This is a genomic window from Desulfobacter sp. (genome assembly GCA_028768525.1).
GTDB lineage: Bacteria > Desulfobacterota > Desulfobacteria > Desulfobacterales > Desulfobacteraceae > Desulfobacter.
Window position 1 is genome coordinate 5,462,067 of sequence record CP054837.1, and the last position, 26,141, is coordinate 5,488,207.

The 26,141-nt window shown below is 54.3% G+C and carries 24 protein-coding genes and 2 tRNA genes; 16 read left to right on the forward strand and 10 right to left on the reverse strand.

Annotated elements, in window-relative coordinates; translation table 11 throughout:
* The first annotated feature begins 175 nt into the window (after positions 1-175).
* The 7 genes from HUN04_24010 to HUN04_24040 are packed head-to-tail and all read left to right on the forward strand — an operon-like array spanning position 176 to position 7,712.
* On the forward strand, positions 176-1,198 hold the full coding sequence (locus HUN04_24010) for a glutathione synthase (protein ID WDP92620.1): 1,023 nt from the start codon (positions 176-178) through the stop codon (positions 1,196-1,198).
* Positions 1,149-2,906 carry an ABC transporter substrate-binding protein gene (locus tag HUN04_24015; GenBank protein ID WDP92621.1) on the forward strand — a complete coding sequence of 586 codons (1,758 nt, stop codon included), beginning with the start codon at positions 1,149-1,151 and terminating at the stop codon, positions 2,904-2,906. Before HUN04_24010 ends, HUN04_24015 begins: the two co-directional genes overlap by 50 nt.
* 47 nt (positions 2,907-2,953) lie before the next feature.
* On the forward strand, positions 2,954-3,928 hold the full coding sequence (locus HUN04_24020; GenBank protein ID WDP92622.1) for an ABC transporter permease: 975 nt from the start codon (positions 2,954-2,956) through the stop codon (positions 3,926-3,928).
* Between the two features lie 12 nt (positions 3,929-3,940).
* A complete protein-coding gene (locus HUN04_24025) occupies positions 3,941-4,834 on the forward strand; it encodes an ABC transporter permease (GenBank protein ID WDP92623.1) in 894 nt (297 codons plus the stop codon).
* 1 nt (position 4,835) lies between these two features.
* Entirely contained in the window at positions 4,836-5,825 is a 990-nt protein-coding gene (locus tag HUN04_24030; protein WDP92624.1) for an ABC transporter ATP-binding protein, read from the forward strand.
* A complete protein-coding gene (locus tag HUN04_24035; protein WDP92625.1) occupies positions 5,741-6,643 on the forward strand; it encodes an ABC transporter ATP-binding protein in 903 nt (300 codons plus the stop codon). The genes HUN04_24030 and HUN04_24035 overlap by 85 nt, the downstream gene beginning before the upstream one ends.
* Before the next feature lies 1 nt (position 6,644).
* Positions 6,645-7,712 (forward strand): GGDEF domain-containing protein, encoded by a 1,068-nt coding sequence (locus HUN04_24040; protein ID WDP92626.1) that lies wholly within the window; start codon positions 6,645-6,647, stop codon positions 7,710-7,712.
* Here HUN04_24040 and HUN04_24045 read toward each other — a convergent pair.
* The 8 genes from HUN04_24045 to HUN04_24080 all read right to left on the reverse strand — a co-directional run bounded on the left by HUN04_24045 (position 7,709) and on the right by HUN04_24080 (position 16,092).
* Positions 7,709-8,674, reverse strand: coding sequence for a sodium:calcium symporter (locus tag HUN04_24045; protein ID WDP93392.1), 966 nt, complete (start codon positions 8,672-8,674; stop codon positions 7,709-7,711). The genes HUN04_24040 and HUN04_24045 overlap by 4 nt on opposite strands.
* A gap of 85 nt (positions 8,675-8,759) precedes the next feature.
* Entirely contained in the window at positions 8,760-10,391 is a 1,632-nt protein-coding gene (locus tag HUN04_24050; protein ID WDP92627.1) for a hypothetical protein, read from the reverse strand.
* 78 nt (positions 10,392-10,469) lie between these two features.
* Positions 10,470-11,627, reverse strand: coding sequence for a polysulfide reductase NrfD (gene nrfD, locus HUN04_24055; protein WDP92628.1), 1,158 nt, complete (start codon positions 11,625-11,627; stop codon positions 10,470-10,472).
* An 11-nt stretch (positions 11,628-11,638) separates the two neighbouring features.
* Positions 11,639-12,463 carry a 4Fe-4S dicluster domain-containing protein gene (locus HUN04_24060; GenBank protein WDP92629.1) on the reverse strand — a complete coding sequence of 275 codons (825 nt, stop codon included), beginning with the start codon at positions 12,461-12,463 and terminating at the stop codon, positions 11,639-11,641.
* Positions 12,460-12,855 carry a sulfate reduction electron transfer complex DsrMKJOP subunit DsrJ gene (gene dsrJ, locus HUN04_24065; GenBank protein ID WDP92630.1) on the reverse strand — a complete coding sequence of 132 codons (396 nt, stop codon included), beginning with the start codon at positions 12,853-12,855 and terminating at the stop codon, positions 12,460-12,462. The genes HUN04_24060 and dsrJ overlap by 4 nt, the downstream gene beginning before the upstream one ends.
* A 2-nt stretch (positions 12,856-12,857) precedes the next feature.
* On the reverse strand, positions 12,858-14,516 hold the full coding sequence (locus HUN04_24070) for a (Fe-S)-binding protein (GenBank protein ID WDP92631.1): 1,659 nt from the start codon (positions 14,514-14,516) through the stop codon (positions 12,858-12,860).
* A gap of 3 nt (positions 14,517-14,519) precedes the next feature.
* A complete protein-coding gene (gene dsrM, locus HUN04_24075; GenBank protein WDP92632.1) occupies positions 14,520-15,527 on the reverse strand; it encodes a sulfate reduction electron transfer complex DsrMKJOP subunit DsrM in 1,008 nt (335 codons plus the stop codon).
* Positions 15,528-15,582: 55 nt separating this feature from the next.
* Entirely contained in the window at positions 15,583-16,092 is a 510-nt protein-coding gene (locus HUN04_24080; GenBank protein ID WDP92633.1) for an RsbRD N-terminal domain-containing protein, read from the reverse strand.
* A 284-nt stretch (positions 16,093-16,376) separates the two neighbouring features.
* On the opposite strand from HUN04_24080, the gene HUN04_24085 reads away from it, so the two are divergent.
* Entirely contained in the window at positions 16,377-16,898 is a 522-nt protein-coding gene (locus tag HUN04_24085) for an acyloxyacyl hydrolase (GenBank protein ID WDP93393.1), read from the forward strand.
* A 123-nt stretch (positions 16,899-17,021) separates the two neighbouring features.
* Here the strand turns inward: HUN04_24085 and HUN04_24090 are convergent.
* Both HUN04_24090 and HUN04_24095 read right to left on the reverse strand, forming a co-directional pair.
* A tRNA-Ser gene (locus tag HUN04_24090) sits at positions 17,022-17,113 on the reverse strand.
* A gap of 7 nt (positions 17,114-17,120) precedes the next feature.
* Positions 17,121-17,208 (reverse strand) — tRNA-Ser (locus HUN04_24095).
* Positions 17,209-17,437: 229 nt separating this feature from the next.
* Between HUN04_24095 and HUN04_24100 the strand changes: the two genes are divergently transcribed.
* The 8 genes from HUN04_24100 to HUN04_24135 all read left to right on the forward strand — a co-directional run bounded on the left by HUN04_24100 (position 17,438) and on the right by HUN04_24135 (position 26,039).
* Positions 17,438-17,890, forward strand: coding sequence for a hypothetical protein (locus tag HUN04_24100; GenBank protein WDP92634.1), 453 nt, complete (start codon positions 17,438-17,440; stop codon positions 17,888-17,890).
* Positions 17,891-17,896: 6 nt separating this feature from the next.
* A complete protein-coding gene (locus tag HUN04_24105; protein ID WDP92635.1) occupies positions 17,897-19,582 on the forward strand; it encodes an arginine--tRNA ligase in 1,686 nt (561 codons plus the stop codon).
* 6 nt (positions 19,583-19,588) lie between these two features.
* Entirely contained in the window at positions 19,589-20,335 is a 747-nt protein-coding gene (locus tag HUN04_24110; GenBank protein WDP92636.1) for an SPOR domain-containing protein, read from the forward strand.
* Between the two features lie 2 nt (positions 20,336-20,337).
* The gene (gatC, locus tag HUN04_24115; protein WDP92637.1) at positions 20,338-20,625 is read left to right on the forward strand and encodes an Asp-tRNA(Asn)/Glu-tRNA(Gln) amidotransferase subunit GatC; all 288 of its coding nucleotides are present in this window, start codon (positions 20,338-20,340) and stop codon (positions 20,623-20,625) included.
* Between the two features lie 38 nt (positions 20,626-20,663).
* Positions 20,664-22,139 carry an Asp-tRNA(Asn)/Glu-tRNA(Gln) amidotransferase subunit GatA gene (gatA, locus tag HUN04_24120; protein WDP92638.1) on the forward strand — a complete coding sequence of 492 codons (1,476 nt, stop codon included), beginning with the start codon at positions 20,664-20,666 and terminating at the stop codon, positions 22,137-22,139.
* Between the two features lie 22 nt (positions 22,140-22,161).
* Positions 22,162-22,365 carry a hypothetical protein gene (locus HUN04_24125; protein ID WDP92639.1) on the forward strand — a complete coding sequence of 68 codons (204 nt, stop codon included), beginning with the start codon at positions 22,162-22,164 and terminating at the stop codon, positions 22,363-22,365.
* Entirely contained in the window at positions 22,362-24,239 is a 1,878-nt protein-coding gene (gene mutL, locus HUN04_24130) for a DNA mismatch repair endonuclease MutL (protein ID WDP92640.1), read from the forward strand. The genes HUN04_24125 and mutL overlap by 4 nt, the downstream gene beginning before the upstream one ends.
* A 153-nt stretch (positions 24,240-24,392) precedes the next feature.
* Complete coding sequence (locus HUN04_24135) at positions 24,393-26,039, forward strand: VCBS repeat-containing protein (protein ID WDP92641.1); 1,647 nt, start codon at positions 24,393-24,395, stop codon at positions 26,037-26,039.
* Positions 26,040-26,141: the final 102 nt, after the last annotated feature.

The window sequence follows — 26,141 nt, forward strand, 5'->3', positions numbered from 1 at the left end:
TTTGTCAACAAAAAGGCGGGCTAAAGGGGGCCGGGAGCAAAGGGATTTCTCCCTTAAAACGGTTTGACAACTCTTTCCCCATGGCATAAAAAGAATTGATCCTAATTCATTACAAAGTTCTGGAGAGGGGGCTGTACCTGGTTGTTTTGAATAATTGTCGGCCGGAGGCGTTGGAATGAAAATCGGATTTCTGATGGATGATTTACGGCAGATCGACCCGGTGTGGGAAACCACTTCCCAGATCATGTACGAGTGCAACCAGAGGGGATACACGGTTTTTTTTCTGGAGCCCCATGACCTGTATATCCGGCATAATGCCGTGGTAGCCAGGATGAGGAATATCAGCGTGGACCCGGACCTGGGCATCGAAGCCTATTGGCAGGCCCTGGTAAAATGTCTCGACCGTGAAGAGCTGATATTTGAAATTGTCACCGACCTGGATGTGCTCTTTTTACGGAAGAACCCCCCCCTGAATTACGAGATCATGACCTTTCTGGGCCCCATCAGCGATAAGGTGTTTATGGTCAATGACATCCACGGTCAGATCAGCGCAAGCTCCAAGGCCTATATTCTGAACTTTCCGGAGATCATCCCCAATACCCATGTTTCCAGGGACCCCTGGCGCCTGAGAAAAATCATCGACGAATTCGGCGGCGACATGGTGATCAAGCCCCTTCACAGCTACGGCGGCCAGGGGGTGATCAAGGTCAGCAATCAGGATCCGGAAAACCTCAATTCCCTGATCAATTTCTATGTCCAGGCCGGCCGGCCCTACCCGGAACGGACCCCCATCATGGTCCAGGAATATCTCAAAGGCGTGAAAGAGGGGGAGGATGTCAGAATCCTTCTGCTTAACGGTGAGATCATCGGCGCCATGGGGCGTCAGTCCGGTCCCGGGGATTTCAGGACCAACGTCCATGCCGGCGCCACCGCCTGCCGCCACCGGGTCACCGAGGCCCAGAAAGCCATCTGCCAAAGGCTTAAGCCACGGCTGCTGAAAGACGGACTCTATTTTGTGGGGATTGATATCATCGGGGACAAATTGATTGAGGTCAATGTGGTCAGCCCGGGGGGCATACCCAGGATTAATCAATTTGACAATGTGAAGCTTGAAAAAAAAGTGGTTGACTTTATAGAGGAGGAAATCCGTGTCCATAAAGACCCCGTGGATCATCCGGAAACTGAAGAGAGGCGCTGAGGACTGGGCCGGATTTATTCTGTCGGCCCTCTTAGTCGCCTTTTCCGTCCTATTGCTTTTTTCCTGCCACAAGGGCGGGGATACCCGGTTTTTAAGGATCGGCCTGCCTGAAGATCCCAGGTCTTTGAATCTCTGGCTGGGAACCGATGCCAATTCCAGGAAAATTCTGAGTCTGATTTACCAGCCCCTGTTCCGGCGCCATCCCGAAACCCTTGACATCATTCCCTGGCTGGCGGCCCAGCCGCCTGTGGTGGACAAGGAGGCGCTCTCTTATACCATCAAGCTCCGCCATGCCAAGTGGTCGGACGGGAGTGAGTTTACCAGTGAGGATGTCCTGTTCACCAAACAATTGTTTTTTGATTTCAAAGTCCCCAGGTATTATTCGAACTGGAAAATAATAAAAAAAATCGAGGCCTTGGATGCCCATACCGTGGTCTTCCATTTGAAAGAGCCGTCGGCGATATTCATGTCCAGGGTGCTCACCGCGCCCATTGTCTCCAAAAAGGAATGGGCGCAAGTTGCCCAGCAGGCCCTGGACAGGGAAAAACCCCTCCGGTCACTCCAGGACCATGCCGTGGTCAATCCCCTGGGAACAGGCCCTTTCATGCTTAAGGAGTATAAAAAGGGGGCCTATCTTCTCATGAAGAAGAATCCTTATTTTTTCGGTATGGGAGAGACCCTGGGCGGACATCTGCTGGGGCCCCATGTGGACGATGTCATGTTCAGGGTCTACGGGACATCGGATGTGGCGGTCCTGGCCCTGAAAAAAGGGGATATCGATTATTATTGGTGGGATATCCAGCCCGGCTATATCCATGATCTTAAAGAACAGGATAATGTTGATCTCTATTTTAACAAAAAAAGCGCCCTGTATTACCTGGGGTTTAACCTGCGGCGGGCGCCGTTCAACGACAAGGCGGTAAGACAGGCCGTTGCAACGGTGGTGGACAAGGAATTCATCCTCACCCGGATCCTCCAGAATTTCGGCACGCCCATGTGTTCCGTCATCCCATCGGGGAACCATTTCTGGCACAACCCCGGGGTCCGGCAATATGGTGCGGGCAAAACCAAAGCGCAGCGGATTCAGCAGGCCGTAAAAATTTTGAAAGAGGCCGGGTATTCCTGGGAAACCCCGCCCCTGGAAGCCGACGGCAACCTTGTTGCGCCCACGGATATCATCACCCCTGCCGGCACCAAAATGGGGAAATTCGTGATCCTCACCCCGCCGGCGGATTATGATCCCAAGCGGGCCTTTGCCGGCACCATGATCCAGGAATGGCTCAGGGAACTTGGACTGCCCGCCTTCTCCCGGCCCATGGCCTTTAATTCCCTGCTTGACACGGTTAAGGGAAAGCATGACTTTGATGCCTTTGTGCTGGGGTATGGTAAGTTAAATCTGGATCCCGATTACCTGCGGTCCTTTTTTTACTCTAAAAACGATAAGCCCAGGGGGTGGAATATGAGCGGGTACAGCAATCCTGAGTTCGATGCCATGGCCGATCTCCAGCGGACCCTCACGGACACGGGCGCCCGCAAGAAATTGATTTTTAAAATGCAGGAAATGATTCTTGAGGATATCCCCTACCTGCCGTTGTATAATCCCCACATTATCGAGGCCACAATGAACACCCGGTTCAGGGGATGGGTGCCCAAGGTGGACGGCATCGGGAACATCTGGTCCCTGTGTGTGGTCAAGCCGGTGGAATAGGCCAGTGTCAGCGACCGTGGGGAACATAAGAGGGGAATGATGCCGCCATGAGACCGGGATATATCATTGCCAAAATATTTGAGATCGGGGTGATCTTTCTTATTATCCTTACCCTGCTTTTTTTCCTCTTCCGCCTCAGTCCGGGTGATCCAGTTTCAAAGGTGGTGGATCCCATGCTCACCCCCGAGGACATGGCGCATATGATCTCCCAGCTGGGGCTGGACCGGCCCCTGTGGGATCAATATTTCATTTATCTTAAGCATTTTTTTACCGGCCGTTTCGGTGTCTCTTTCCATTACGGGGAGCCCGTGGCCCAGATCATCAAGGAGAGGCTGGGCTGGACCATTTTATTGTTCACCACCTCCACTGTGCTGGCGGCTCTGGCCGGGGTTTACCTGGGCAAGGTGGCGGCATGGCGCAAGGGGGGGCGGCTGGACAATCTTATGTCCATTTCCGCCCTGGTCTGCTATACCCTGTTCATTCCCTGGTTTGCCCTGCTTTTGCTCTGGGCCCTGGGGTATAAACTGGGGCTGTTTCCCCTGGGAGGGGTACTGACCCCGGAACTCTGGGTGGGGCCTGCCACGTTCTGGGAAAAATTGCTGGACCTTATCCACCACATGGTGCTGCCCCTGATGACCCTGTTCATCATCAACCTGGGGGCGTACCTGCTGCTCATGCGTTCTTCCATGCTTTCTGTGCTCCGGGAGGATTATATTATCACGGCCCGGGCCAAGGGGCTGAGCGAGAAAGATATCCGTGACAAACATGCGGCCAAGAATGCGGCCCTTCCCGTGATCACCAGCGTGGGCCTAAGCCTTGCCTTTTCCATCAACGGCGGGGCCCTGACCGAGCAGATATTCACCTGGCCGGGCATCGGCCGGGAGTTGATTTTCGCCGTAAGCAACAACGATTACCCCCTGGCCCAGGCCTGTTTTCTGCTCATTGCCCTGGTGGTGCTCACGGCCAATCTCATTGTGGATCTGCTCTATGCCTGGCTGGATCCCCGGATCACCTTTGGATAGGAGGCGCGGCCTGTGTTGAATACCCATTATATCCGGCGGATTGCAAGGGGATGGCGGATTTTCAGCCAGAATGCCGTGGGCAGGGCCGGGGTGGTTATCCTGGGCATCTTCATGGTCATGGCCCTGGCCAGCTTTTTCTTGCCCCTGTTGGGCCCCATGTATGACCCCATGACCGGGATTGACCCGAATATCAAGATTTCAACCCCGCCCAGCCTTAGTCACTGGCTGGGCACGGACAATGTGGGCCGGGATATTCTGGCCCAGCTTCTGGAAGGGGCCAAGGTGGCCTTTATCGTGGGGCTGACCTCGGCTTTTTTTTCTGTGGTCCTGGGAACGGTGATCGGAATGGTATCGGGCTATGCCGGAGGCTGGGTGGATGCCTTTCTCATGCGGACGGCAGACATCATCATGGTCATGCCCTCCCTGGTGATTCTCCTGATCCTGGCCTCCCTGTTCGGCCAGTTCAATATCTGGCTCATTGTCCTGATCATCGCCGTGATGCGCTGGCCTGCCGTATCCAGGGTGATCCGGTCCCAGACCCTGTCTCTCAAGGAGCGGCCCTTTATCGAGGCCTCCCGGGTGGCCGGAGCCTCACACATGCGGATCATCTTCCGCCACATCATGCCCAACGTCCTGCCCCTGGCCTTTTTGTACATGACCTTCAGGGTCACCTCGGCCATCCTGGTGGAAGCGGCCCTCTCCTTTCTGGGGTTCGGGGATCCCTCCCAGGTAAGCTGGGGCATGATGCTCCAATGGGTATGGAAATCCGGTCATATGTTCCAGGCGCCTTATTGGCTGATTCCGCCGGGGATCAGTATTTCCCTTCTCACCCTGGCCTTTTACATGCTGGGCCGGGCCATGGACGAGGTGCTGGATCCCAGGCTGAGAAAGGAGGACGGGTCCTGATATGGCGTTGCTTTCCGTTAAAAACCTCAGCGTGGGATATGAAACAAAAAAGGGGCTGGTCAAGGCGGTGGACGGCATTTCCTTTGATCTGGAGCAGGGGCGGCCCCTGGGGTTTGTGGGGGAGTCCGGGTGCGGAAAAACCACCCTGGGCATGGCCCTCATGGGCCTGCTGCCGGACAATGGCCTGCTCATGGGGGGAAGTATTGAGTTCGGCGGCAGGAATCTGGCCCTGCTGAACGAAAACCAGTGGCGGTCGGTGCGGGGAAAGGAAGTGGCCATGATCTTCCAGGCAGCCATGAATGCCCTGAATCCGGTCTACCGGGTGGATGAGCAGATCCGGGAGGCCATCCTGGCCCATGAGCCCGATATTTCGGACCGCGACCTCAACCGGCGGATCAGGGAACTCTTCGAACTGGTGGAAATCCCCCTGGAAAGGAGCCGGGACTATCCCCATGAATACAGCGGGGGCATGAAGCAGCGGGTGGTGATTGCCATGGCCCTGGCATGTTCCCCCCGGCTCATCATTGCCGACGAGCCCACCACGGCCCTGGACGTTATTGTCCAGGACCAGATCCTCAAGGGGCTGAAAGCCATCCAGGCCAGGATCCGCACGGGCCTGATCTTTATTTCCCATGACATTGCCGTTGTGGCTTCGATCTGCGACGATATCTGTGTCATGTACGGGGGGCAGATCGTTGAAACCGGCCCGGCCCGGGAGGTCTTTTCAGATCCCAGGCACCCCTATACGCGAACCCTTCTCGGCTCCTATCTGAGCCTGGACAACGCCGATGATATTGTGGTGCCTAAGATGCAGGAGATGCCCGACCTGACCATGAAGGGGAGACATTGCAGGTTTGCGGTGAACTGCACGGCCTGCTCGCCGGCCTGCACGGCGGCCCTTCCGCAATGGATCGAGATTACTCCCACCCACAGGGCCCTGTGCTGCCAGGGTGGGGTGATCGGCCGGGCCGGCCAGGAGGAGGCGCCGTGAGCCTATATTCCGCAGGCAGAACGCCGCTGATTGAAATGAAGGGGGTGACCAAGGTCTACCATCCCAGGAAACGATTGTTTTCCAAGGGAGAACGGGTGCTTGCCCTTAATGCCATTGATCTTTCCATCAACCAGGGAGAGATCCTCGGCCTGGTGGGCCAGAGCGGGTCGGGCAAGACCACCGCAGGACGCCTGCTGGTCAAACTGGAGTCCCCCACCCGTGGTAAAATTCTGCTGCAAGGGAAGCCGGTCAATGATCTGTGCGGGGAACGGCTCAAGGCCTTCCGGTCAAAGGTCCAGATGATTTTCCAGGATCCCTACCAGTCTTTGAATCCCCACCTTTCAGTGGCCGAGACCGTCATGGAGCCCCTGATGGTCCACGGCATCGGCACCCGGGAAAGCCGCCGGGACAAGGTGGTCAGAATGCTGGAAACCGTAGGGCTGCGCCCGGGGGCTGATTTTTATTCCAGGTATCCCCACCAGCTTTCAGGGGGGCAGCGCCAGCGGGTGGCCATTGCCCGGGCCATCATCCTGGAGCCCCAGTTTGTGGTGGCGGACGAGCCCACCTCCATGCTGGACGCCACCATTGCCATTCAGCTTTTCAGGCTGCTCACCGCCATACGGGAGAGGTTCAACATGACCTTTTTGTTTATCACCCATAACCTGGCCGCGGCCAATTATCTCTGCGACCGGGTGGCCGTGATCCAGGACGGGCATATCGTGGAGGTGAATACCGCGGAAAAGATTATCAAAAGCCCGGAGCATCCCTATACTAAAAAACTGATTCAGGTCCAGCCCGGATTCCGCTATAATAGATGACATGGATAAACTCGAAACCGATGCCAAACATGTATTGAATAAGCTCAATGAGCTGTCTTCCTTTCTGGCAGCCCCCGGCGGGGAGCTGGATATTGACCAGGCCTTTGACAAACCCCTGGAGATCATGCAGAAGACCATGTCCTTTGACGTGAGCGTTTTGTACAAGATCACCAATGCCGTGGAGGATTCCCTGCTGCTCAGGGTGGTCCGCCTTTCGGACCCCGGCGGGTTCCGGCCGGACCTGTACGAGGGCAAACGGTTTCAGCTCTGCCTCTCCTCTCCGGACTATAAATTTATCAATGAGGCCATTGCCTTTGAAACCCGGAGCGTCTCATCCATCAATGTGCCGGGCCAGGGCTGCGATATCATGGGATTTATCTTTCTGCCCGATTCATTCGGGGGCGGATATCTTTTCGGCGGGGATTTCTCCGGCGAGGAGGCCCAGGTAAAGGATTACGAGGCCAGCGTCTGCGGGATCATGTGCAATTACCTGTCCACCATCCTCATCAAGGGGCAGCTTGAAAAACTGGCCGTCAACGACAACCTCACCGGCCTGTTCAACAGCCGGAAAATCAAGGAAGAGGTTGAACGGGTCTGCCGCCGGTTCAAGCGCCGCGCCGGTTCCTTTGCCAGCCTGGCCCTCTGCGATATCGACCATTTCAAAGCGGTGAACGACACCTGGGGCCACCTCCAGGGGGACATGATCCTCAGGGAGGTGGGCGGTATTTTAAAATCCTCCATGCGGGAGAATTTCGACGTGGCCGGCCGGTACGGGGGGGAGGAATTTCTCATGATTTTCGATGAGACCGACGGCACCACCGCCCTTGAAATTGTGGAGCGGATCAGGAAGAAAATCCAGGCCCATCAGTTCACAAAAATTGACGGATCCGGTGCGCCGGTGACGGGCAAACATCTCTCCATCACCCTTTCTTTCGGCATTGCAGAGAACAGCCTCACTGAAGAGGGGGCCGCTGCCCTTTCCCGGGATGAGTGGATCTCCCGGGCTGACCAGGCCCTTTACCGGGCCAAAGAACAGGGCCGCAACCGGACCATTATCAGCGAAATCTAAAAACTAGCGCCTTTGTAAATAAAAATGGCATATCCCAGGGCCAGCCCCCCGCCGATGAGCCTGGGGATCCGGCCCGTCACTGTGGTGAAAACAAGATGGGCGCATCCCGCCGCCAGTATGGCGATGATTCCGGGCATAAAGCTGGCCGGCAGGCTGATGGGGGTAAACAGGGCATACAGCCCGATGCACAGGGGAATACAGATGTGGCAGTCCCCGATCTGGGAGGAGTAGGCAATGTCGGCCCGCCCCCGGCCGGCATAATAAAAGGCCAGCAGTCCATTGGGAATCACCATGAGGATGCCGCTGAGAACGCCCAGGTTTTTGATTGACAGCCATCCTTTGCCGTGGACGGTCACCCAGGCCACAAGCCCCTCAATGCTGTACAGGCAGGCCCAGGCCGCCAGCCCTGCCAGGGCAAGGTCAAAGATAAGTGAGGCCGGCAGGCGCTGTTTTTTTCGGACATTGTTTTTCATCACCTCAAAGAGATGGATCACCTGCCAGAAGGCAAAGAGTCCGCAGAGCATGAGCCCGTCATAAAAGTCCAGCTGTCCGTCCCGGGCCAGGGTCCAGACGGCGCCTGTGAAAAAGAACAGCGCCGTTATGGTCAGAAGCAGGGAAATCCATCCGATGCGGGCGGTTTTGTCCTTTGAGTTGCCCCCGGATTTTCCATAGACCCGCATTCCGCCGAAAAGGGCGGTGATGCCCAGTATAAGGGTGAGATTGGTGACGTTGTTGACGATGCAGTTTTCCAGCACCAGGCTGCCCGCCCCGCCGGAACGCCCCATGACAAAGGCAAAGGCCAGGTTGGCAAACCCCGAGCAATAGGGCATGATCAGGGTCCCCACCATGGTGCCTTCAAAACCCTTCTGCTCCACGGCGTTGAGCCGCCATACCATGACCATGGAAGAGACCAGGAAGAGTGCGGTGAGCTGGACCGGCCCCGCCGTGGTCATAAATTCCATGGCCCTGTCAGCCCAGGGGCTGTTGTGAATCAGCCCTTCAAGGGTTTCGCAGAGTTGCCTGGCCTTGTGTATCAGATCATTCATGTCAGGATGAGGTGCAATCCAATTGGGGAATAAATCTGTCATTGCCCGGGTCATACCGGGCCGGCTGGGTGGCAATGAATTCATCCACAGCGGCGGAAGACTCACCGTGCACCAGAGCCAGGGCCTGGTACCTGAACAATTGCCAGGCATCCTGGGCCGGATCTGAGAAAAGATTTGACAGGGGGCGGGTCTCTGCCGAACACTGATCCGTATTAACCCGTTTAAATTCCCTTTGGGTTAAGTGGCCGATGATCTCTGTTTTAGGGGTGGGGACGGAGAGGTATTCCCTGACGGCGGCAAGGAGATAGGCAGCAGCAGATACCCGGGCGGCAGCCACCTTGGTTTTCCGGGTAAAATCCAAATGGGCGGCGATCTTGTTCAGGTAGGCCTGTCTAACTCCCGGGGGCAGCCCGGAAAACGACCCGTTCCGGATAAATTCTTTTTTCAGCCGCCGGATGACCGAAAGGGTCATCTTTTTGCGCTGCACCCTTGCCCGGTCGTCAAAAATTTCAAAATATTCCTTAATGCTGCGCATCCCCGGCGGGGTCAGTTCGTATTCCCCATTGTCCAGCAGGATGTTTTCAACCTGGACATCCAGCAGTCCCTCCAAATGGAAAATACCATCAGGCCCCTTCGCCTCCAGGGGTTTGAAATAATCTACCAGCAGGGCAGGGCGGCCCAGTTTTTTAACAGGAAAGAATCGGGTATCCCGGGTTATTGGAATCTTTTTATGGCCAAAGGGATAAAGGGCGGAGGTAAAGGCCGGGATGATGATGAAGGCGCCGTCCGTTGATATTTCCGTACCATAGGAATCGGTGATGGAGGGTTTCACCGTCTGGAAGTCCTCATCCAGGCAGGCCGGGATGAGCAGGTCTGAGGTGGCGTGCTGTTTGGACAGTTTGCTGCCCAGCGTCTGTTCCAGTTTTTCGATCCGCCCTCTGTTCCGGTCCGTAAGGCTGACGGAAAGGGGAATGCCCTGTTTAACCAGTTGCACGGCCAGTTCCTGTTTCCCTTTGGGAATTTTGGTCAGTATGCTGAATCGGACCTGGCCGTCCCGGTGATCTGGAAGACGGTTTTGAATGCTGGCGAGAACATGGCCCAGATCATGGGGCGGATCGGTCCAGTCCAGGGGGTCTGAACCGCCGTAGAGGGCGAGATCATCATTCCCCCGGGCCAGCAGTTCCCCCAGCAGTTTCACCACGGCATCCCGGGAAAAATGCCCCCGGACGCCGGGCAGGGCCCATTCATTGCAGCGCCGGCAGTAATTGGAGCATCCGGAGGTCAGCTGAAAGGTGATGGCCTGACGAAAGACCTCATCCATCTGCCATTCCGTTAGATCAAGTTCTGCTGCCCATGCATCGGCTGCCGTATACCTATTGGCTGTGTTGCGGGTTCTGTCCCTCAGCAGCTTCTGTAGTTGTCTGTAGCCCTTATGGTCTCTTCTGTTGAACCGCCTGCAGGCCGTCAGGATCTGTCTCAGATATTTTTCATCGGTTTCGCTGGATGATGCTGCAGATGCGGCCTCTTCAAAAAGCCCGGACAGGTCTCTAGGACGGTACAGGGCTGAAAGGAACCTGTTTTTCAGTTCCTCCAGGGGGAGGGTGGGGGTGGGAATGATCCGGGTATAACTCATATGCCTGAAAAATAAAGGGGGCTTTATTTTTTGAATAAAGCCCCCTTTGGGTATTAAATAAAGATTCGGGCGTAACGCTTAGCCACGAACCTCTTCTTTAACGGTTGTTGCAAGTTTGTACAGGATGGTGATTACCAAAAATCCTGTGGCCCAGACGGCCAGGGAAATGAGAATCTCCTGTCCTGTGGGGGCGTATTCCGTCACATGGTGCAGGGGTGAGGGAACAAAACCGCCGGCGATCATACCCAGGGCCTTGTCAATCCAGGCGCCAACAAAAACCATGCCGCAGGTGATGGGCAGCAGGGTGGGGTTGGATCTCAGCTTGGGGATCACCAGGAATACGGCGGCAGTACCCATGAGGATGAAAGAGGTCCACATCCAGGGCACCATCATGTCATGTCCGTGGTATCCGAAGAACAGATACTTCAGATGGGTCAAATGGCTGGGGATGCCGGAGTAAACCGCCACAAACACCTCACAGAAAAAGAAGAAGATGTTTGCGATGATGGCATAGCAGACAATTTTTGACAGCGTCTGAATGGCTTCCCAGCCCGGATCAAACTTGGTGAACTTTTTGATGATGTAGCACAGGATGATCAAAAAGGCCGGGCCTGCAGCAAAGGCCGAAGCCAGGAACCGGGGGGCCAGGATGGCGGTGAGCCAGAATCCACGCCCGGGAAGACCGCAGTACAGGAATGCCGTAACCGTGTGGATGCCGATGGCAAAGGGAATGGAAAGATAGACCAGGGGTTTGGTCCACCATACCGGTGCCACCTGGTTTCTTTCCGCTTCCAGCACCTTCCATCCCACAACGATGTTCAGGAACAGGTAACCGTTGAGAACGATCATGTCGTAAAAGAGCATCGATTTGGGGCTGGGGTAGAAAATCACGTTGAGCATACGGATGGGCTGACCAAGGTCGACCACGATGAACAGCAGGCACATGACCAGACTGCCAACGGCCAGGAATTCACCCAAGATGGTGATCCTGTGGAATCTCTCATAGTCATGCAGGTAATAGGGAATCACCACCATTACACCACCAGCCGCAACACCGACCAGAAATGTGAAGTTGGCAATATAGAATCCCCAGGTGACATCCCGGCTCATGCCGGTGATCATCAGACCGTTCATGAACTGGTCGATGTAGGCAATTGCCCCTGCGCCGATGACGGCGAGCAGGCACAAGATCCATAACCAATAATTTTTACTTCCTTTTATAGCTATCTCAAGCATACTCGCCTCTCTTAAACGATGTAATATACACTGGGTTCAGTGCCATAGGACTGCTTGCGCCTGATGGTGTAATTCTCGGCCAGCAGCTGACGGATTTCAGATTCCGGATTCTCCAGGTCACCGATCACAATGGCACCTTCACTGGCTTCTTCGCAATGGGGGCGTTCGCCCTTGGCAAGGCGTTCAGCGCAGAGGTTGCACTTTTCAACAACACCTTTGGTCCGGGTGGGGAAGCTGGGATCTGTTTCCTCGATAAAGGGGCGGGGATCCCGGAAGTTGAAACTTCTGGCGCCGAAGGGACAAGCCGCCATGCAGAACCGGCAGCCGATGCACCGGTGGTAGTCCATGATGACGATGCCGTCTTCCCGTTTAAAGGTCGCCTGGGTGGGGCATGCCTGGGTGCAGGGAGCGTTCTTGCAGTGGTTGCAGGTCACCGGAATGGGCAGATGATGGAATTTTTCCGCCAGGAATTCATCTTCCTTGTACGGGAAGGCAGAATCGAATTCCTCGGACCAGATCCATTTGATCTCCTGGTGGTGGTCCACCGGGCGGGTGTTGGGGAATTTTTCCCCATCCACTTCGTGGTTGAAGTCCGGCACATTATGGGCCTTGTGACAGGCCTCTTTAATGGCCTCAGCCACGTCTTCGTTCATCTTGTTCAAATCGATAACCATGCCCCAGCGGTGAGCGTGCAGGGCCTCTTCATTTTTTTCTTTCACGGCATGGGCTGCACCGTGGGAATCAGATGCGGCAAAGTTTATTGCCGGAGCAGCACCCAACCCGATGGCAGCGATACCCGCTACTTTCAAAAAGCTTCTTCTGCTCTTTTCCATCATTGAATCTCCTTGGGGTTTGTGTGGCAATCCCAGCAATAGGGACTTACGGATGCATAATTGTGACAGGAGTCACAGAATTTTTCCTTGTCTTCATGGCAGCCCATGCAGGAGTTTTCACCAGTGGACAGGCTCATGTTGAAGGTGTGGCCGTTGGCCGCAGTGTATTTGCGGTCAGCGTCACGGACCACGGAATCCCGCCATTCGTCCAGAAGGGACATGTGGTTGGCCCGCATGTCGTATTTGTCCAGGACGCATTTTTTTGCCTGGGCGGCCTTGCCGAGAAGTTCCGGTTTGGGCGCAGCCTGGGTTTCAGTGGCCATGTTAAACCAGAAGGGGGAGAGAACGGCGATTACAAAAACCGCAAGTCCTGCAATAATCATGTTTTTAGTCATTGTTATTCCTCCTCCACGCCAGGTAAGGGTTCCATTCTCAGATCCTCGGTTCTTTCCTTTTCACCGGGCAGAATCAAGGCGTTGCCCACCAGTTCGTGAACACCGGCAACCTCAACATCGGGTACCCAGTATTCGCAGAGGGTGGAAAGTGCAGCCCTGTCGATGGCACAGATGGTGCCAAGGGTGTTGACCCCGTATTTTTCATGGACATGCTTCAGCGCATTGGCTCTGGGAAGGGCACCTGCCATTCTCAGTTCCATGTTTTCGCCGGCGTTGAGGCCTGCACCTGAACCGCAGCAGAAGGTCTGCTCACGGATGGTGTTGGGCGGCATTTCATAGAAATTGTCGCAGCAGTTCTCAATCACGTACCTGGGTTCGTCCAGGAGGCCCATGCCCCTGGCGGGGTTGCAGGAATCGTGGAAGGTCATGATGCGGTTGGCGTTACGGCTCTTGTCCAGTTCCAGCTTGCCGTGTTTGATCAGGTCGGCGGTGAATTCGGTGATGTGGACCATCTTGGTGGAGGCCGCATTCTCGAACCGGGTGCCGGTGATGGGGTTCACGGGGACTTCCAGGAAGTCGGCAGGACCGTTCATGGTGTCCATGTACTGATGGATGACACGCCACATATGGCCGCATTCGCCGCCCAGGATCCATTTGACGCCCAGACGTTTGGCTTCGGCGTACATCTTGGCATTCAGCCGTTTCATGGTCTCATGGGAGGTGAAGAAACCGAAGTTGCCGCCCTCAGAGGCGTAGGTGGACCAGGTCACATCCAGTCCGTATTTTTCTTTGAGGTACTTGAACAGAATCAGGTAACCCTGGCAGGTATAGGTGCCGGGATCGGCAAATACGTCACCGGAGGGGGTGATGAACAGGATGTCCGCCCCTTTTTTCTGAAACTGGGGGGTACAGTCCACGCCGGTGATGTCTTCGATGTCTTCAACGAAGAACTCCAGCATATCCTTGAAGGCATGGGGCTGGATGCCCAGGTGGTTACCGGTCTGGTAACAGTTGGAAACCGGTGTGGCAATCCAGTCGATGTTCAGCCCGATGAGGTTAAGCAGCTCACGGCCCATGATGGTGATTTCAGCCGTGTCAATGCCGTAGGGACAGAACACGGAGCAGCGGCGGCACTCGGTGCACTGAAAGAAGTAATACCACATCTCTTTCAGGGCTTCCAGGCTCAGGTCCCTGGCACCGAGCAGGCGCTGGCCGCCGGGGATTTTTTTCATGATCTTGCCGGCGGTGGTGAAATCGTTCCGGTAGATGGAGCGGAGCAGTTCGGCCCTGAGAACAGGCATGTTCTTGGGATCGCCGGTGCCTAAGAAGAAATGGCATTTGTCGGCGCAGGCGCCGCAGCGGACGCAGACGTCCATGAACACCTTAAAGGTTCTGAACCGTTCCAGCCGTTCCTTGATGCCGTTGTGAAGGATTTCCTTCCAGTCTTCGGGCAGCTTCCAGTCGTCGTCAAGGGGGTTCCATTCACGGGCGTTGGGCAGACCGAGGGTATTAACGCTATCAGCCTTTGCCGCGTAGCAGTACATGCCGGGCCTGATCTGAACGGACTTGGTGGTGTCCAGCCAATTGCTCGGCTCGCCTTTCGACCGGGGACTATAGTCTATTTTATCTAATGCTTCATCCGGTGTAAGTTCGTCAGACATTTATTACTCCTTCTTATCCACCGGCAGGCCGGCTTCAATCATTTTGTCTCTGAAGTGATCTTCATACTGAGCGTAGGTATGGACATCCACATCATAGTTCCAGGGGTTCTCGTGGTGCTTGGCCCGGGTGTTGTTGGCCATGTTCCGGGTGGGTGAAAGGAACACACCGCCCATGTGCATGAGCTTGCTCGTGGGGAAGTAGGCAAAGAGAACGCTGACCAGGAATACATGGGCATAGAACAAACCGCCCACGCCCTCGGGAATCACCGGGGAGAAGGTGGCAAGGCCCATGGTCAATTCCTTGATTCCGATGATGTCTACTTTGGTGAAGTAGCGCATGGCAATGCCGGTGGCGGCAATGCCGATGATCAGGAACAAGGGAAAGTAGTCGGCTGCCTGGGAAATATAGTTGACCTTTGCATCAAAAATCCGCCGTCCCAAAAGGAAAAGGGCGGCCAGAAGCAGCACCGGACCTGAAACAAACAGGCCGGGCAGGCCCAGCTGGACGATGCCGTCAATGTATTCCAGAAACTGGATGCAGGAGGGCACCGGTGCCGTGAAAAAACGGAAGTGCCGGAGCAGGACCGTTAGAAAAGCGTAATGGAATGCCAGGGCGCCAACCCACAGGAAAATTTCCCAGGAGTAGGAAAGCCGGTTGTCCGCATTCCGGTTAAAAGCCGCTTTAGTGTTTCTGAACAGGGATCTGAAAAGGAAAATTTCAAATACCATGCGCACGAAAACGCCTGCAGATGTGTTCGGGTTGTCAATGGTGTTCTGTTTTATCCACGGCAGGGATTTCTGCTGGCCGCAGGTTGTTGGAATCCTGAACGGCACGGCAGATGCAGCCCATCCCATGACTTTCTTAACAAAGCCGATCAGGAAAAGCAAAACCGCAAGATAGGGAAAGATCACACCAAAGACCACCTGAAGCCCAAGTCCCTCAACCCCTATGTAGGCCATAAGGAAAAGCAGAAAGACAGCTGTAAGGGGGATCAAGTACCTTTGATTCATGTTATAACCACCTCATTATTGTATGTATGACCCGCCATAGATCGCATCATACATGTTAAGATTTATTAGAGCCCAGAAGGTCCTCTTCCGAAAGCTCTGCTACTAAACCTGCCCTTTCAAAGGCCCGGTGGATGCGACGTTTGCTCTCCGTTGCCTTTAAAAGGAAAATATCCTCTTTACATTTCATCAGCCGGTTGAACGCTGCCAGGGCAATTTCGTCCACCGTTCGGTCGAATTCCGTTGATTTAGCCGGATCAATGAATTCGCCGCCGATTGTTTTCAGGGCAAATATAAAACCGACTGCATCAGCCGGTTCAAATGCCTGAACCGCCCGGATGCGGATCACCGGGTCGAGTGCTTTTTCAAGGCTTTGGCGATCAAAACCTTCAATGATTAGGTTTAAGACATCTTCAAGGCTTTCCCGGGTAACGGCGCCCACCGGATTGTCAAAGCGGTTGGCGTCTTTTCCCAGAACCCTTGCAGATTGGGATGGGTAGGTCTCAATAGTGGCGCGGAACCAGGCTTGAAGAATCTGGTCCCTGTTTTTTTTGATAGTCTGTTTCAAGTTCCGTAATCTCTACTATTTATATAAATACCAGCCGGATTGTCCTCTCAATTGATAGAAGGATATAAACTTCCTTAAATTTTATGTCAAGGGTAAAGACGGTTTAGTTTCCGAATGGAGACCACCGCTGCCTTTAGTGCTTTATGCCTTTTATGTAAAGGGTTTCGGCAGTTTGAATAAGAGTTTATTTTTCAGGCCAAATAGTGTATGACCATCTGAACATAATTTAAAAGGATCTAATATTCCAAGTAATTGATCGTTAGCATTTTTAGGAAAGGAAAATGATGAAAAAAGCAGTGATGATTATAGCCTGCCTGTTGACCTTTGCCTGCCCGGCAATGGCCCAGGATTCGGGATTCGGCCTTTCACTGGGATACGGACAGGCCCAGAACAGTACGGATATCTACCGGGTGGGCCTGGTGAAAAAATGGGGCGTCCAATGGCTTAAAAGCGGTGCCGGTTATGTGGACGGATATTTTGAATTCTCCTATAACCGCTGGGACGACGGAAATAAAGATATTAATGCCATCGCCGTCTCCCCGGTGTTTCAGTATGCATTCAATCCCGGCGGCAATGCCTGGTATCCTTATATAGAGGGCGGCATCGGGGTGGCTTACCTTGATGAGTATTTTATAGGGGATAGAAACCTATCCTCCAATCTTCAGTTTGAAGACCGCATCGGCGCCGGGTTCAGGTTTGATAACCTGGATCTGAATTTCAGGTATATGCACTATTCCAATGCATCTCTTAGGGCGCCCAACGACGGTATCGACATCCTAATCGGCACCCTGACCTGGTTTTTCTAGTCCCGCTGGTTAAATAAGCAAAAAAGGGATTTTGGAAGCATCTGTCCAAGATCCCTTTTTTTAAGAGGCAAAATAAAAAAAGGCCGAAAGTTTGATTCAAACTTTCGGCCTTGATTTGTTTTATGGCGGAGAAGGAGAGATTCGAACTCTCGGTGGAAGTTTCCCCCCACAACCGCTTAGCAGGCGGTCCATTTCAGCCACTCATGCACTTCTCCATGTTAATGGCGGAGGAGGTAGGATTCGAACCCACGAGGCTTTGACACCTAACGGTTTTCAAGACCGCCGCCTTCAGCCGCTCGGCCACTCCTCCAAAAATTAACCAGCGCAATATAGCAGATTGATTTTGCGTGGTCAATAGGAAAACACGGGGAAAATGAGGGCTGCGCAAAAAGTTTGGATCTGGAGAATTAGGAGATCTGTCTGCCTGTCTGCTTTCTTTTGCCGGTGAGTGGTTTAGTAGGTGGATAAATTATTGACATGGAAAGCAGTTGAGCTATATTAAGAAGTTTTAGGTCAATAGATTTTAACAGGAGATAATAATGAAGCAGAAAATCAGGTTTGAGAAAAATACAAAAGACGGGATTCTCACCGTAATGGAGTCCAGTGAGGTTGATCCCGGAGTGGTTCAGCCCCTGATTGAAGAAGAGTACGATTTGAAAGAAATGGCCCAGGCCGTTGAAGACGGCATTGATGCCTTTCTTGCTGCTCTGCGCCGGCGCAGCTTTTTTCCCACCCGGGATTTGTGTGAAAAGCTCTTTGAAAATGTCACTGATTTTTTCACCGACCCCGAAGCCGAAAAGGTTGTGGTTGAGTATAATGATACCGAAGCCTTCCCTGGGGAGGAGGATTTCCATCTGGAAGATGATGATGTCGAACTGGATGCCCTGCTGGAAGAAGACGGTGATACCAAGGAAGACGAGATGAAAGAAATCGATTCCGATGATGATACCCCCACGTTCACCCCTGAAGACACTTCCGAACACGAGAATTAAGCCTTTATGAAAACAACAATCAGAGAAATGGTGCTTGGCGCTGCCACAAAAGCGTTTGAAGACGGGTTGCTGCCTTCGGACCAGGTGCCGGATATGGAAATCGAAACCCCCAAACATGCCGGGCAGGGGGATTTTTCAACCAATTTTGCCATGGTGTCCGCAAAAATCCAGAAGATGGCCCCAAGGCAGATCGCCCAGGCTGTCGTGGACTCAATGCCCCTGGAAGATAAAGACGGTTTTGGCGCCATGGTTGAAAAGGTCGAGATTGCCGGCCCCGGTTTTATCAATTTCTTTTTGTCTCCTGCCGCCTGGCACCCTGTGGTGAACCAGGTGTTGGAAGCAAATGAGCGGTTCGGCGCTTCCGGGATGGGTAAGGGTGAAAAGGTCCAGGTGGAGTTCGTTTCCGCCAACCCCACCGGGCCCCTCCATGTGGGCCACGGCCGCGGGGCGGCAGTGGGAGATTCCGTCGGCAACATTCTCTCTTTTGCCGGATTTGATGTTCAGAAAGAGTACTATATTAATGATTCCGGCCGGCAGATCCGGACCCTGGGCACCTCGGTGTGGCTCAGGCTCCAGCAGGCCCAGGGCAAAGATGTTGAATTCCCCGGGGATTGCTACCAGGGAGACTATATCCGGGACCTGGCCGGAAAAGTCTTGGAAAAAGAAGGGCCCGGGCTTCTGGAACAGGAAGAGGCCGATGGTATCCAGGTTTGTGCCAGGTTTGCCGCCGGTGAAATCCTGTCCGGCATCCGGGAAGACCTTGAGGGTTTCGGCGTAAAATTCGACAACTGGTTCAGCGAGCAGAGCCTTTATGATTCCGGCCGGGTCCAGACTGCCATTGAAAATTTCAAAGGCAAAGATCTGATTTATGAAAAGGACGGTGCGCTCTGGTTCAGGACTGAAGATTTCGGAGATGAAAAAGACAGGGTCGTGGTCCGGAATAATGGATTGACCACTTATTTTGCTTCGGATATTGCCTACCATGATGAAAAATTCGAGCGGGGCTTTGACCGGGTCATAGACGTTTGGGGAGCGGATCACCACGGCTATATCAAGCGAATCGACGCCGCTGTTGTGGCAACGGGCCGGAAAAGCGAACAGTTTGATGTGATCCTGGTCCAGCTGGTCAACCTGCTCAGGGGCGGGGCACCGGTTCAGATGTCCACCAGGGCAGGGGAGTTTGTCACCCTCAAGGATATTGTGGATGAAGTGGGCAGGGATGCCGCCCGGTTCATGTTTTTGAGCCGGAGCTATGATTCCGGACTGGATTTTGATCTTGAACTGGCCAAACAGAAAAGTTCCGATAACCCTGTCTATTATGTCCAGTATGTCCATGCCAGAATCACCGGCATTTTGTCCAAGGCCAAGGAGCAGGGCCTGATTGATGATATTGAGTTTGCCGTCGGAAAAAATCTGGAACTGCTCACCACAGACGAGGAACTTAAGCTGATCAAGCAGCTTGCAGGGTTTAGGGAGCAGGTGGAAAAAAGTGCGGCCACCCTCCATCCCCATGTGATTTTTACCTACCTGAACGGATTGGCAGCGGCCTTCCACGGCTATTACAACAAACATAAGGTTATTACCGAGGATGGTGCCCTGTCCGCCGCCCGCCTTTCCCTGGTGCTGGCAGTGAAAAAAGTCATCCGCAACGGCCTCGGTCTGCTGGGTGTTTCCGCACCGGAGAGAATGTAGCAAAAGGTGCTGAAGCGATTCCTCAGATACGGCCTCTATTTTTTTGCGGGCCTGTGGATGTTTGCCTTGGGAGTGATGGTGGGCCGGGGGAATTCCCCGGTCACATTTGATACCAGGGAATTCCAGGCCCGGCTTGAAACCATCGTTCGGGAACAGGGAAACCTGGAAAAGGCTGAGCAAAAAGTCGACCTGAAATTTTACGATGTACTCAACAGACCTGTGGGGATGCGGCCCAAAGCCAGAAAAGCCGATGAAATCCAGCCCAAAAGGGAATCGGTGCCAAAGGCTGAAGCACCGCCGGCTGCCGTCGGCCCCGACGGTGTTCCGGTGAAGTTGAGTAAAAAAATGGCCTCTTTAAACTCTGAGTTGCTGGCAGCCTACCAGGATGCGCCCAGGACGGTAAAGCAAAAGCCCGCGTCTCCCGCTCCATCTTCTGCATCCGGTAAGGTCAAAGCAAAAAAAACTGGGGCCAAGCCAAAGCCGGCAGCAACCGGGACGCCGGGAGGGGCAGCTGCCCAGGCCGGAAAGTACACCATACAGGTGGCTGCGTTCAAGGCGGCTGAGGATGCCGCTTCGGAGATGGCCCGGCTCCAAAAAAAAGGGATTGAGGTCTACAGGGTGAAGGGTGAAAAAAAAGGGGTCACCTGGTACCGGATCCGGACCGGCGCCTACCCCGATTACAAGGCCGCCCAGGATGCCCTTGAAACGCTGAAAAATGCCAAGGTCAAAGGCATGATCATAAAAAAGGAATAAAAATGAAGATATCCATAGATGAAGTTGAAAAAATCGCCCATCTGGCGCGCCTGGACATTGAGGATGACCTCAAGGAAACCCTGGCCGGCCAGTTGAGCCACATTCTGGACTATATTGATACCCTTCAGAAGGTGGATGTGGAAGGGGTTACCCCGGCGTCTGGGGCGGCATTTATGAATAATGTGCTCAGGGAAGACAAAAATCTTCCTTCACCGGGGCCGGAGGTGACACTGGCCAATGCCCCCGAGCGGGATGATGACTTTTATACAGTGCCCCGGGTAGTAAAATAAAAGGTATAAAGCCGACGGCTTAACATTAAGGATAGACCATGGAACTTCATAAACTGACCATTGCCCAGGCTGAAAAGCTCTTAGCCGGCAAAGAGATATCTTCAACAGAACTGACCCGGGCCTTTTTGGACCGGATTGCCGCCCATGATGAAAAAATCGGTGCCTTTATTACCGTGGACCCGGAGTATTCCCTGGCCCAGGCCGAAGCGGCGGACAAGGTCATTGCCGCGGGAAATCACCAGGCATTTACCGGCATCCCCCTGGCTCTAAAGGATCTGCTCTGCACCAACGGGGTGAAAACCACCTGCGCCTCCAAAATTTTAGGGGATTTTATTCCCCGGTATAACGCCACGGTGGTTGAAAAGCTGAACAAGGCCGGTGCCGTAATGATCGGCAAAACCAACCTGGATGAGTTTGCCATGGGATCCTCAACGGAGAACTCCGCCATTCAGCTCACCAGGAACCCCTGGAATACGGACCATGTGCCCGGCGGTTCTTCCGGCGGCTCCGCTGCTGCCGTGGCCGCGCAGTTCTGTGCCGGTTCCCTGGGCACGGATACCGGTGGCTCCATCCGCCAGCCCGCCTCCCATTGCGGTATTGTGGGGCTCAAGCCCACCTACGGCCGGGTTTCCCGGTTCGGTCTGGTTTCCTATGCCTCTTCCCTGGACCAGATCGGTCCCATCACCCGGGATGTCCCCGATGCGGCCATGATGATGAACCTCATCTGCGGCCATGACCCCAAGGACTCCACCTCTGCACCTAAAGAGGTCCCGGATTTTACGGCCGGTCTGGAAGCTTTCCGTAAGAACGGTCTCCAGGGGATGACCGCCGGTATTCCCAAGGAGTTTTCCGGGGTCGAGGGAATCGATCCCGAGGTGGCTGCCATGTTTGAGCAGGCCAAGCAGGTCCTCCGGGAACTGGGGGTGGAAATCAAAGAAATTTCCCTGCCCCACAGTGAATACGTTGTGGCGGCCTATTATATCATCGCCCCCTGCGAAGCCAGTTCCAACCTGGCGCGGTTTGACGGGGTGAGATACGGGTACAGGGACAAGGCCCCGGAGGATCTCATCGACATGTATAAAAAGACCAAGTCCCAGGGCTTTGGCCTGGAGGTTCAGCGCCGGATCATCATCGGCACCTATGCCCTGTCCGCCGGTTATTACGATGCCTATTACGGCCGGGCCTCCCAGGTGCGTGCCCTGATCATGGAGGATTTTTCCAAGGCCTTTGACCAGTGTGACATCATCCTATCCCCTGTGGCACCGACACCGGCCTTTAAAATCGGTGAAAATACCGAGGATCCCCTGACCATGTACCTGAGTGATATTTTTACCCTTTCCGCCAATATGGCCGGGGTGCCCGGGATTTCCGTGCCGGCGGCCGTCTCTTCCAAGGGGCTGCCCATGGGGATCCAGATGATGGCGCGTCACTTTGACGAGCTGTCCCTGATCCGCGCCGGTTTCGGTTTCGAGCAGAGTATCGGCCTTGACGCTCCCCTGCCCGAATTGAGCTAACATTATATAATAAGGAGTAGCCATGTCAGGTGTCCAGCCCCAGGGCGACGCATTGAAAAAAGCCATACAATGGATTTCCGAACAGCGGAAAAAAGATCCAGCCAAAGCCCCGGCCGTTCTGGCCGATGAGGCCGGGTTCCGGTTCGATTTAAGTCCCAAGGACAGTGAATTTTTGCTCAGGTTTGTCAAGGAAGATAAAACCCCAGGGACAGATACTGCTTCATGAGCAAAATCCGGATTCTTCCCGAGATTCTCTCCAACCAGATTGCCGCAGGCGAGGTGGTTCAGCGGCCGGCATCGGTGGTCAAGGAGCTGGTTGAAAACAGCATGGACGCCGGCGCCGACCGGATCACCGTGGAAATCGAGAAGGGCGGGCGTTCCCTGATCCGCATCAGCGACAACGGCATGGGCCTGGAACGGGACGATGCCATGCTGGCCATTGAGCGCTACGCCACCTCCAAGATTTTTGATAAGGAGGATCTTTTTTCCATCTCCACCTTCGGGTTCCGGGGGGAAGCCCTGCCTTCCATTGCATCGGTGTCCAAATTCACCCTGGTTTCCAGGACCCGGGACAACGATACGGGCACCCGCATTGACATCAACGGCGGAAAACTGGCCAAAGTAGCTGATGCCGGTGCGCCTCCCGGTACGATGGTGGAGGTCAAGCAACTTTTTTTCAACACACCGGCCCGCCGCAAATTCCTCAAAGCCGAGAGTACCGAAGCCGGCCATATTTCCGATGCCGTATCCGGCCTGGCCATGGGCAACCCGGAGATTGGATTCCGCCTTTTTCTCAATGGAAAGCTGGTGAAAAATTTTCCCCCGGGCCAGGACCTCTTTAAGCGGGCCCAGATGGTGCTGGGGCGCGATGCCGCCGACCATCTTTATCCCCTGGAATACCCCTTTGACGGCAAGAAATCTGAGATACGGATTTCCGGGGTCTGTGCCAACCCGGCCGTTACCCGCAGCACGGCCAACCGGATTTACCTTTTTGTGAATAACCGGCTGGTCCATGACCGGGGGCTGGTCTCCGCCCTGTTTCAGGGGTACCGGGGACGGATCATGAAAGGGCGCTACCCCATGGGGGTGGTCTGTGTGGATCTGCCCTTCGATAAGGTGGATGTCAATGTCCACCCCACCAAGCGGGAAATTAAGTTTCTCATGCCCCAGCCGGTGTACCAGGTGCTGGGGCAGGCCGTGTCCCGGGCCCTGGCCGACGCCCAGTCCGACAGCCTGGCCTATTCCATGTCCGGCCCTGTAACCTTTGCGGATATCCCGGGTGGTGAGCCTGACCCGGGGCCGGCCCAGCCCGAGGTGGCGGCCAAAACCTTTTACCAGGTCCGGCCCGCATCCTCCCGGTCGCCTTCCGGCGTGGCCCAGCAGGAGATTAAATGGGAAACATCCCTGCCGATAAAGAAGGAGAGACCTTCCGGGCCGGAATTTATATCTGAACCCGAATTACAACTTCCGGTCCGGCCCACACCCGAACCGGAGCAGCCGGCCATGCCCCAGTCCCAACCCTCTCCTCTGAAGGTTGTCGGACAGGTCATGGGCACCTATATTGTGGTGGAACGGGAAAATCATCTGGTTCTTGTGGACCAGCACGCGGCCCACGAACGCATTGTCTACGAGCAGTTGAAAAAACGCCATGAGGGGCTGGATGTTCAAAGCCAGACCCTCATGGTGCCCGAGGTGCTGGAACTGACCCACAGGGAGGCAGATATTCTGGAATCGGTGAGGGAGGAACTCTCCGGCCTGGGGGTGGAGATCGAGCCCTTCGGCGGCACAAGCTTTGTCATCAAGGCCGTGCCGGTCCTGGTGGAGGAAAAACAGGTCCGGCAGATGATCATGGAGATGGTGGAAACCCTGAGCGTGGATAATGAAACCGGAGAGCGGGACGGCTGGCTGGATGCCTGCCTTACCACCATGGCCTGCCACAGGGCCATCCGGGCCAACCAGCCCATGAACCAAAGTGAAATGGAGGCGCTAATGGCCGATCTCATGGAATGCCAGAATCCCATGCACTGCCCCCATGGCCGCCCCATCATGGTGGCCTTTGACCGGTACCGGCTGGAAAAGCTCTTTAAAAGGGTTGTGTGAACCCGGTGGATAATGTATATAACCCGGTACAATTTTTAACGATTCTCAGCTTGAATGATACGCTGAAACCCAATAAACAAAAACCGCAGGGCACCGGCAGACCGCTGGCGGGCCTGTGATATTTTATACGTTAACTGAAAGTAAGGAAAATCCATGTTTAGATCCCCTTCTCCCTCTTTTTCAAAAGGACTGGCCGCAGCGGCATTGGCGGCCCTGATCGTGCTGGCTGCTGCCGGTACCGGGGTTTGCAAAGGCCCGAAAACCGTAGCGGTCTTCCCCTTTGAAATGAATACCCAGCAGGACTTAGGTTTTCTCCAGAACGGCCTGTTCTCCATGCTCACCTCCCGGCTCTCCGACGCCGGAAAGGTGGACGTTCTGGACCGGGAAACCGTTGACAGGGCCCTGGCAAAAGCCAAGACCAATGCCGCCACCCAGGGGGCACTCACCGAAGCCAAGGCCAAAATAATCGGTGCTGACCTGGGCGTGGATTACGTCCTCTTCGGCAGCCTTACCAATTTCGGAGAGAGCGTCAGTCTGGACGCCAAGATGGTGGACATAACCGGCAAGAAGGAAACCCTTGCATTCTTCGAGCAGAGCAACACCATGGGCGATGTTATCCCTCTGGTCAACTCCTTTGCCGGGGATATTAACTATAAGATGTTTAACCGCCGCATCGACAACAAACTTTACGCCCGGCCCCAAGATCAGCAGCCCCAGGCTCCCGGCGGACTCCAGTACGCCGGCGGACCTGGCACCTATGGCGGTGGCGGAATGATGGCTATGAGAGGCGGACAGGGATTTTCCACCCACTTGAAACTAAAAGATACCATACGTGCCATGGATGCTGGCGATCTGAACGGCGACGGTCGGGTCCAGGTGATTGCTGCCACAGATGATAAACTTTCGATTTACCACCTTGAAGGAACCATCCTTGCCCTGGAAAAGGAATTGGAGTATGCCTCTTACTTGAAAATTGTCGGTATCGATATTGCTGATATCAACGGGAACGGATATCCGGAGATTTTTGTGTCGGCCCTGACGGTTCACGGCGACACCATGGCCTCCTTCGTGGTTGAGTACAACGGAAGTACATATGCCACTTTGGAGGATGATCAGTCCATATACTACCGGGTGGTGACCACAGCCGAAGGAAGCCAGCTTTTATTGGGCCAGGATAAGGGGGAAGATCCCTATGACGGCAATATCTATATCATGAGTTCACGAAATAACTCTTATGACAAGGAAAAAAGAATCCGGGTGCCGAGGAATACTTCTGTGTTGTCTTTGGCCAGGGGACCTGTAATGACAGAAGGCGGAGAAGAATACCTGAGCATCAACCGCCACCAGCGGCTTGTGGCCATCAGCGACTCCGGCAGTATGGAATGGGAAAGCACAAATAAATACGGCGGGACGGCCAATGTCTGGCTCATGCCCAAGGTTGACAGCGATGCCACCTACAGGGAACGGGTCTATCTCAATCCGAGGGTGAGATTCCATGATGTCGGAGAAGAGGGTAAGAAAAAGGCATTTGTCATTAAAAATACCGAGATCGGCGGAGGTGCTTTCGGCAGGTACAAAAAATTCAAAGAGGGGCATATACAGATGATGGCATGGAACGGAATTGCCATGGCCCCATTGTTTCAGACAGTCCCTGTGCAGGGCTGGATATCCGATTTTGCCATTGCCGACCTGGACGGCGACGGAGAAAAAGAACTGGTGGTTTCAGCGGTGACCAGGACAAAACTGGCCATTCTGGCCAAGGATAAGACCTCGAACATTATCTCTTATAAATTAAAATAGTAATTGGAAATTTAAAAATTAATTGACAAATCAATTATAAATTGATTTAAGAGTGTAAATATTTGGTTCCAGGCCTTTAAAAGGATGGCTTGGGACCAGATT

What these genes read in the sequence shown, in the direction of transcription:
- HUN04_24010 (WDP92620.1), top strand. Translation starts at nt 176, where the DNA reads ATGAAAATCGGATTTCTGATGGATGATTTACGGCAGATCGACCCGGTG.
- HUN04_24020 (WDP92622.1), top strand. Translation starts at nt 2,954, where the DNA reads ATGAGACCGGGATATATCATTGCCAAAATATTTGAGATCGGGGTGATC.
- HUN04_24030 (WDP92624.1), top strand. Translation starts at nt 4,836, where the DNA reads ATGGCGTTGCTTTCCGTTAAAAACCTCAGCGTGGGATATGAAACAAAA.
- HUN04_24035 (WDP92625.1), top strand. Translation starts at nt 5,741, where the DNA reads ATGGATCGAGATTACTCCCACCCACAGGGCCCTGTGCTGCCAGGGTGG.
- HUN04_24040 (WDP92626.1), top strand. Translation starts at nt 6,645, where the DNA reads ATGGATAAACTCGAAACCGATGCCAAACATGTATTGAATAAGCTCAAT.
- HUN04_24045 (WDP93392.1), bottom strand. Translation starts at nt 8,674, where the DNA reads ATGGAATTTATGACCACGGCGGGGCCGGTCCAGCTCACCGCACTCTTC.
- HUN04_24050 (WDP92627.1), bottom strand. Translation starts at nt 10,391, where the DNA reads ATGAGTTATACCCGGATCATTCCCACCCCCACCCTCCCCCTGGAGGAA.
- nrfD (WDP92628.1), bottom strand. Translation starts at nt 11,627, where the DNA reads ATGCTTGAGATAGCTATAAAAGGAAGTAAAAATTATTGGTTATGGATC.
- HUN04_24060 (WDP92629.1), bottom strand. Translation starts at nt 12,463, where the DNA reads ATGATGGAAAAGAGCAGAAGAAGCTTTTTGAAAGTAGCGGGTATCGCT.
- dsrJ (WDP92630.1), bottom strand. Translation starts at nt 12,855, where the DNA reads ATGACTAAAAACATGATTATTGCAGGACTTGCGGTTTTTGTAATCGCC.
- HUN04_24070 (WDP92631.1), bottom strand. Translation starts at nt 14,516, where the DNA reads ATGTCTGACGAACTTACACCGGATGAAGCATTAGATAAAATAGACTAT.
- dsrM (WDP92632.1), bottom strand. Translation starts at nt 15,527, where the DNA reads ATGAATCAAAGGTACTTGATCCCCCTTACAGCTGTCTTTCTGCTTTTC.
- HUN04_24085 (WDP93393.1), top strand. Translation starts at nt 16,377, where the DNA reads ATGAAAAAAGCAGTGATGATTATAGCCTGCCTGTTGACCTTTGCCTGC.
- HUN04_24100 (WDP92634.1), top strand. Translation starts at nt 17,438, where the DNA reads ATGAAGCAGAAAATCAGGTTTGAGAAAAATACAAAAGACGGGATTCTC.
- HUN04_24105 (WDP92635.1), top strand. Translation starts at nt 17,897, where the DNA reads ATGAAAACAACAATCAGAGAAATGGTGCTTGGCGCTGCCACAAAAGCG.
- gatC (WDP92637.1), top strand. Translation starts at nt 20,338, where the DNA reads ATGAAGATATCCATAGATGAAGTTGAAAAAATCGCCCATCTGGCGCGC.
- gatA (WDP92638.1), top strand. Translation starts at nt 20,664, where the DNA reads ATGGAACTTCATAAACTGACCATTGCCCAGGCTGAAAAGCTCTTAGCC.
- HUN04_24125 (WDP92639.1), top strand. Translation starts at nt 22,162, where the DNA reads ATGTCAGGTGTCCAGCCCCAGGGCGACGCATTGAAAAAAGCCATACAA.
- mutL (WDP92640.1), top strand. Translation starts at nt 22,362, where the DNA reads ATGAGCAAAATCCGGATTCTTCCCGAGATTCTCTCCAACCAGATTGCC.
- HUN04_24135 (WDP92641.1), top strand. Translation starts at nt 24,393, where the DNA reads ATGTTTAGATCCCCTTCTCCCTCTTTTTCAAAAGGACTGGCCGCAGCG.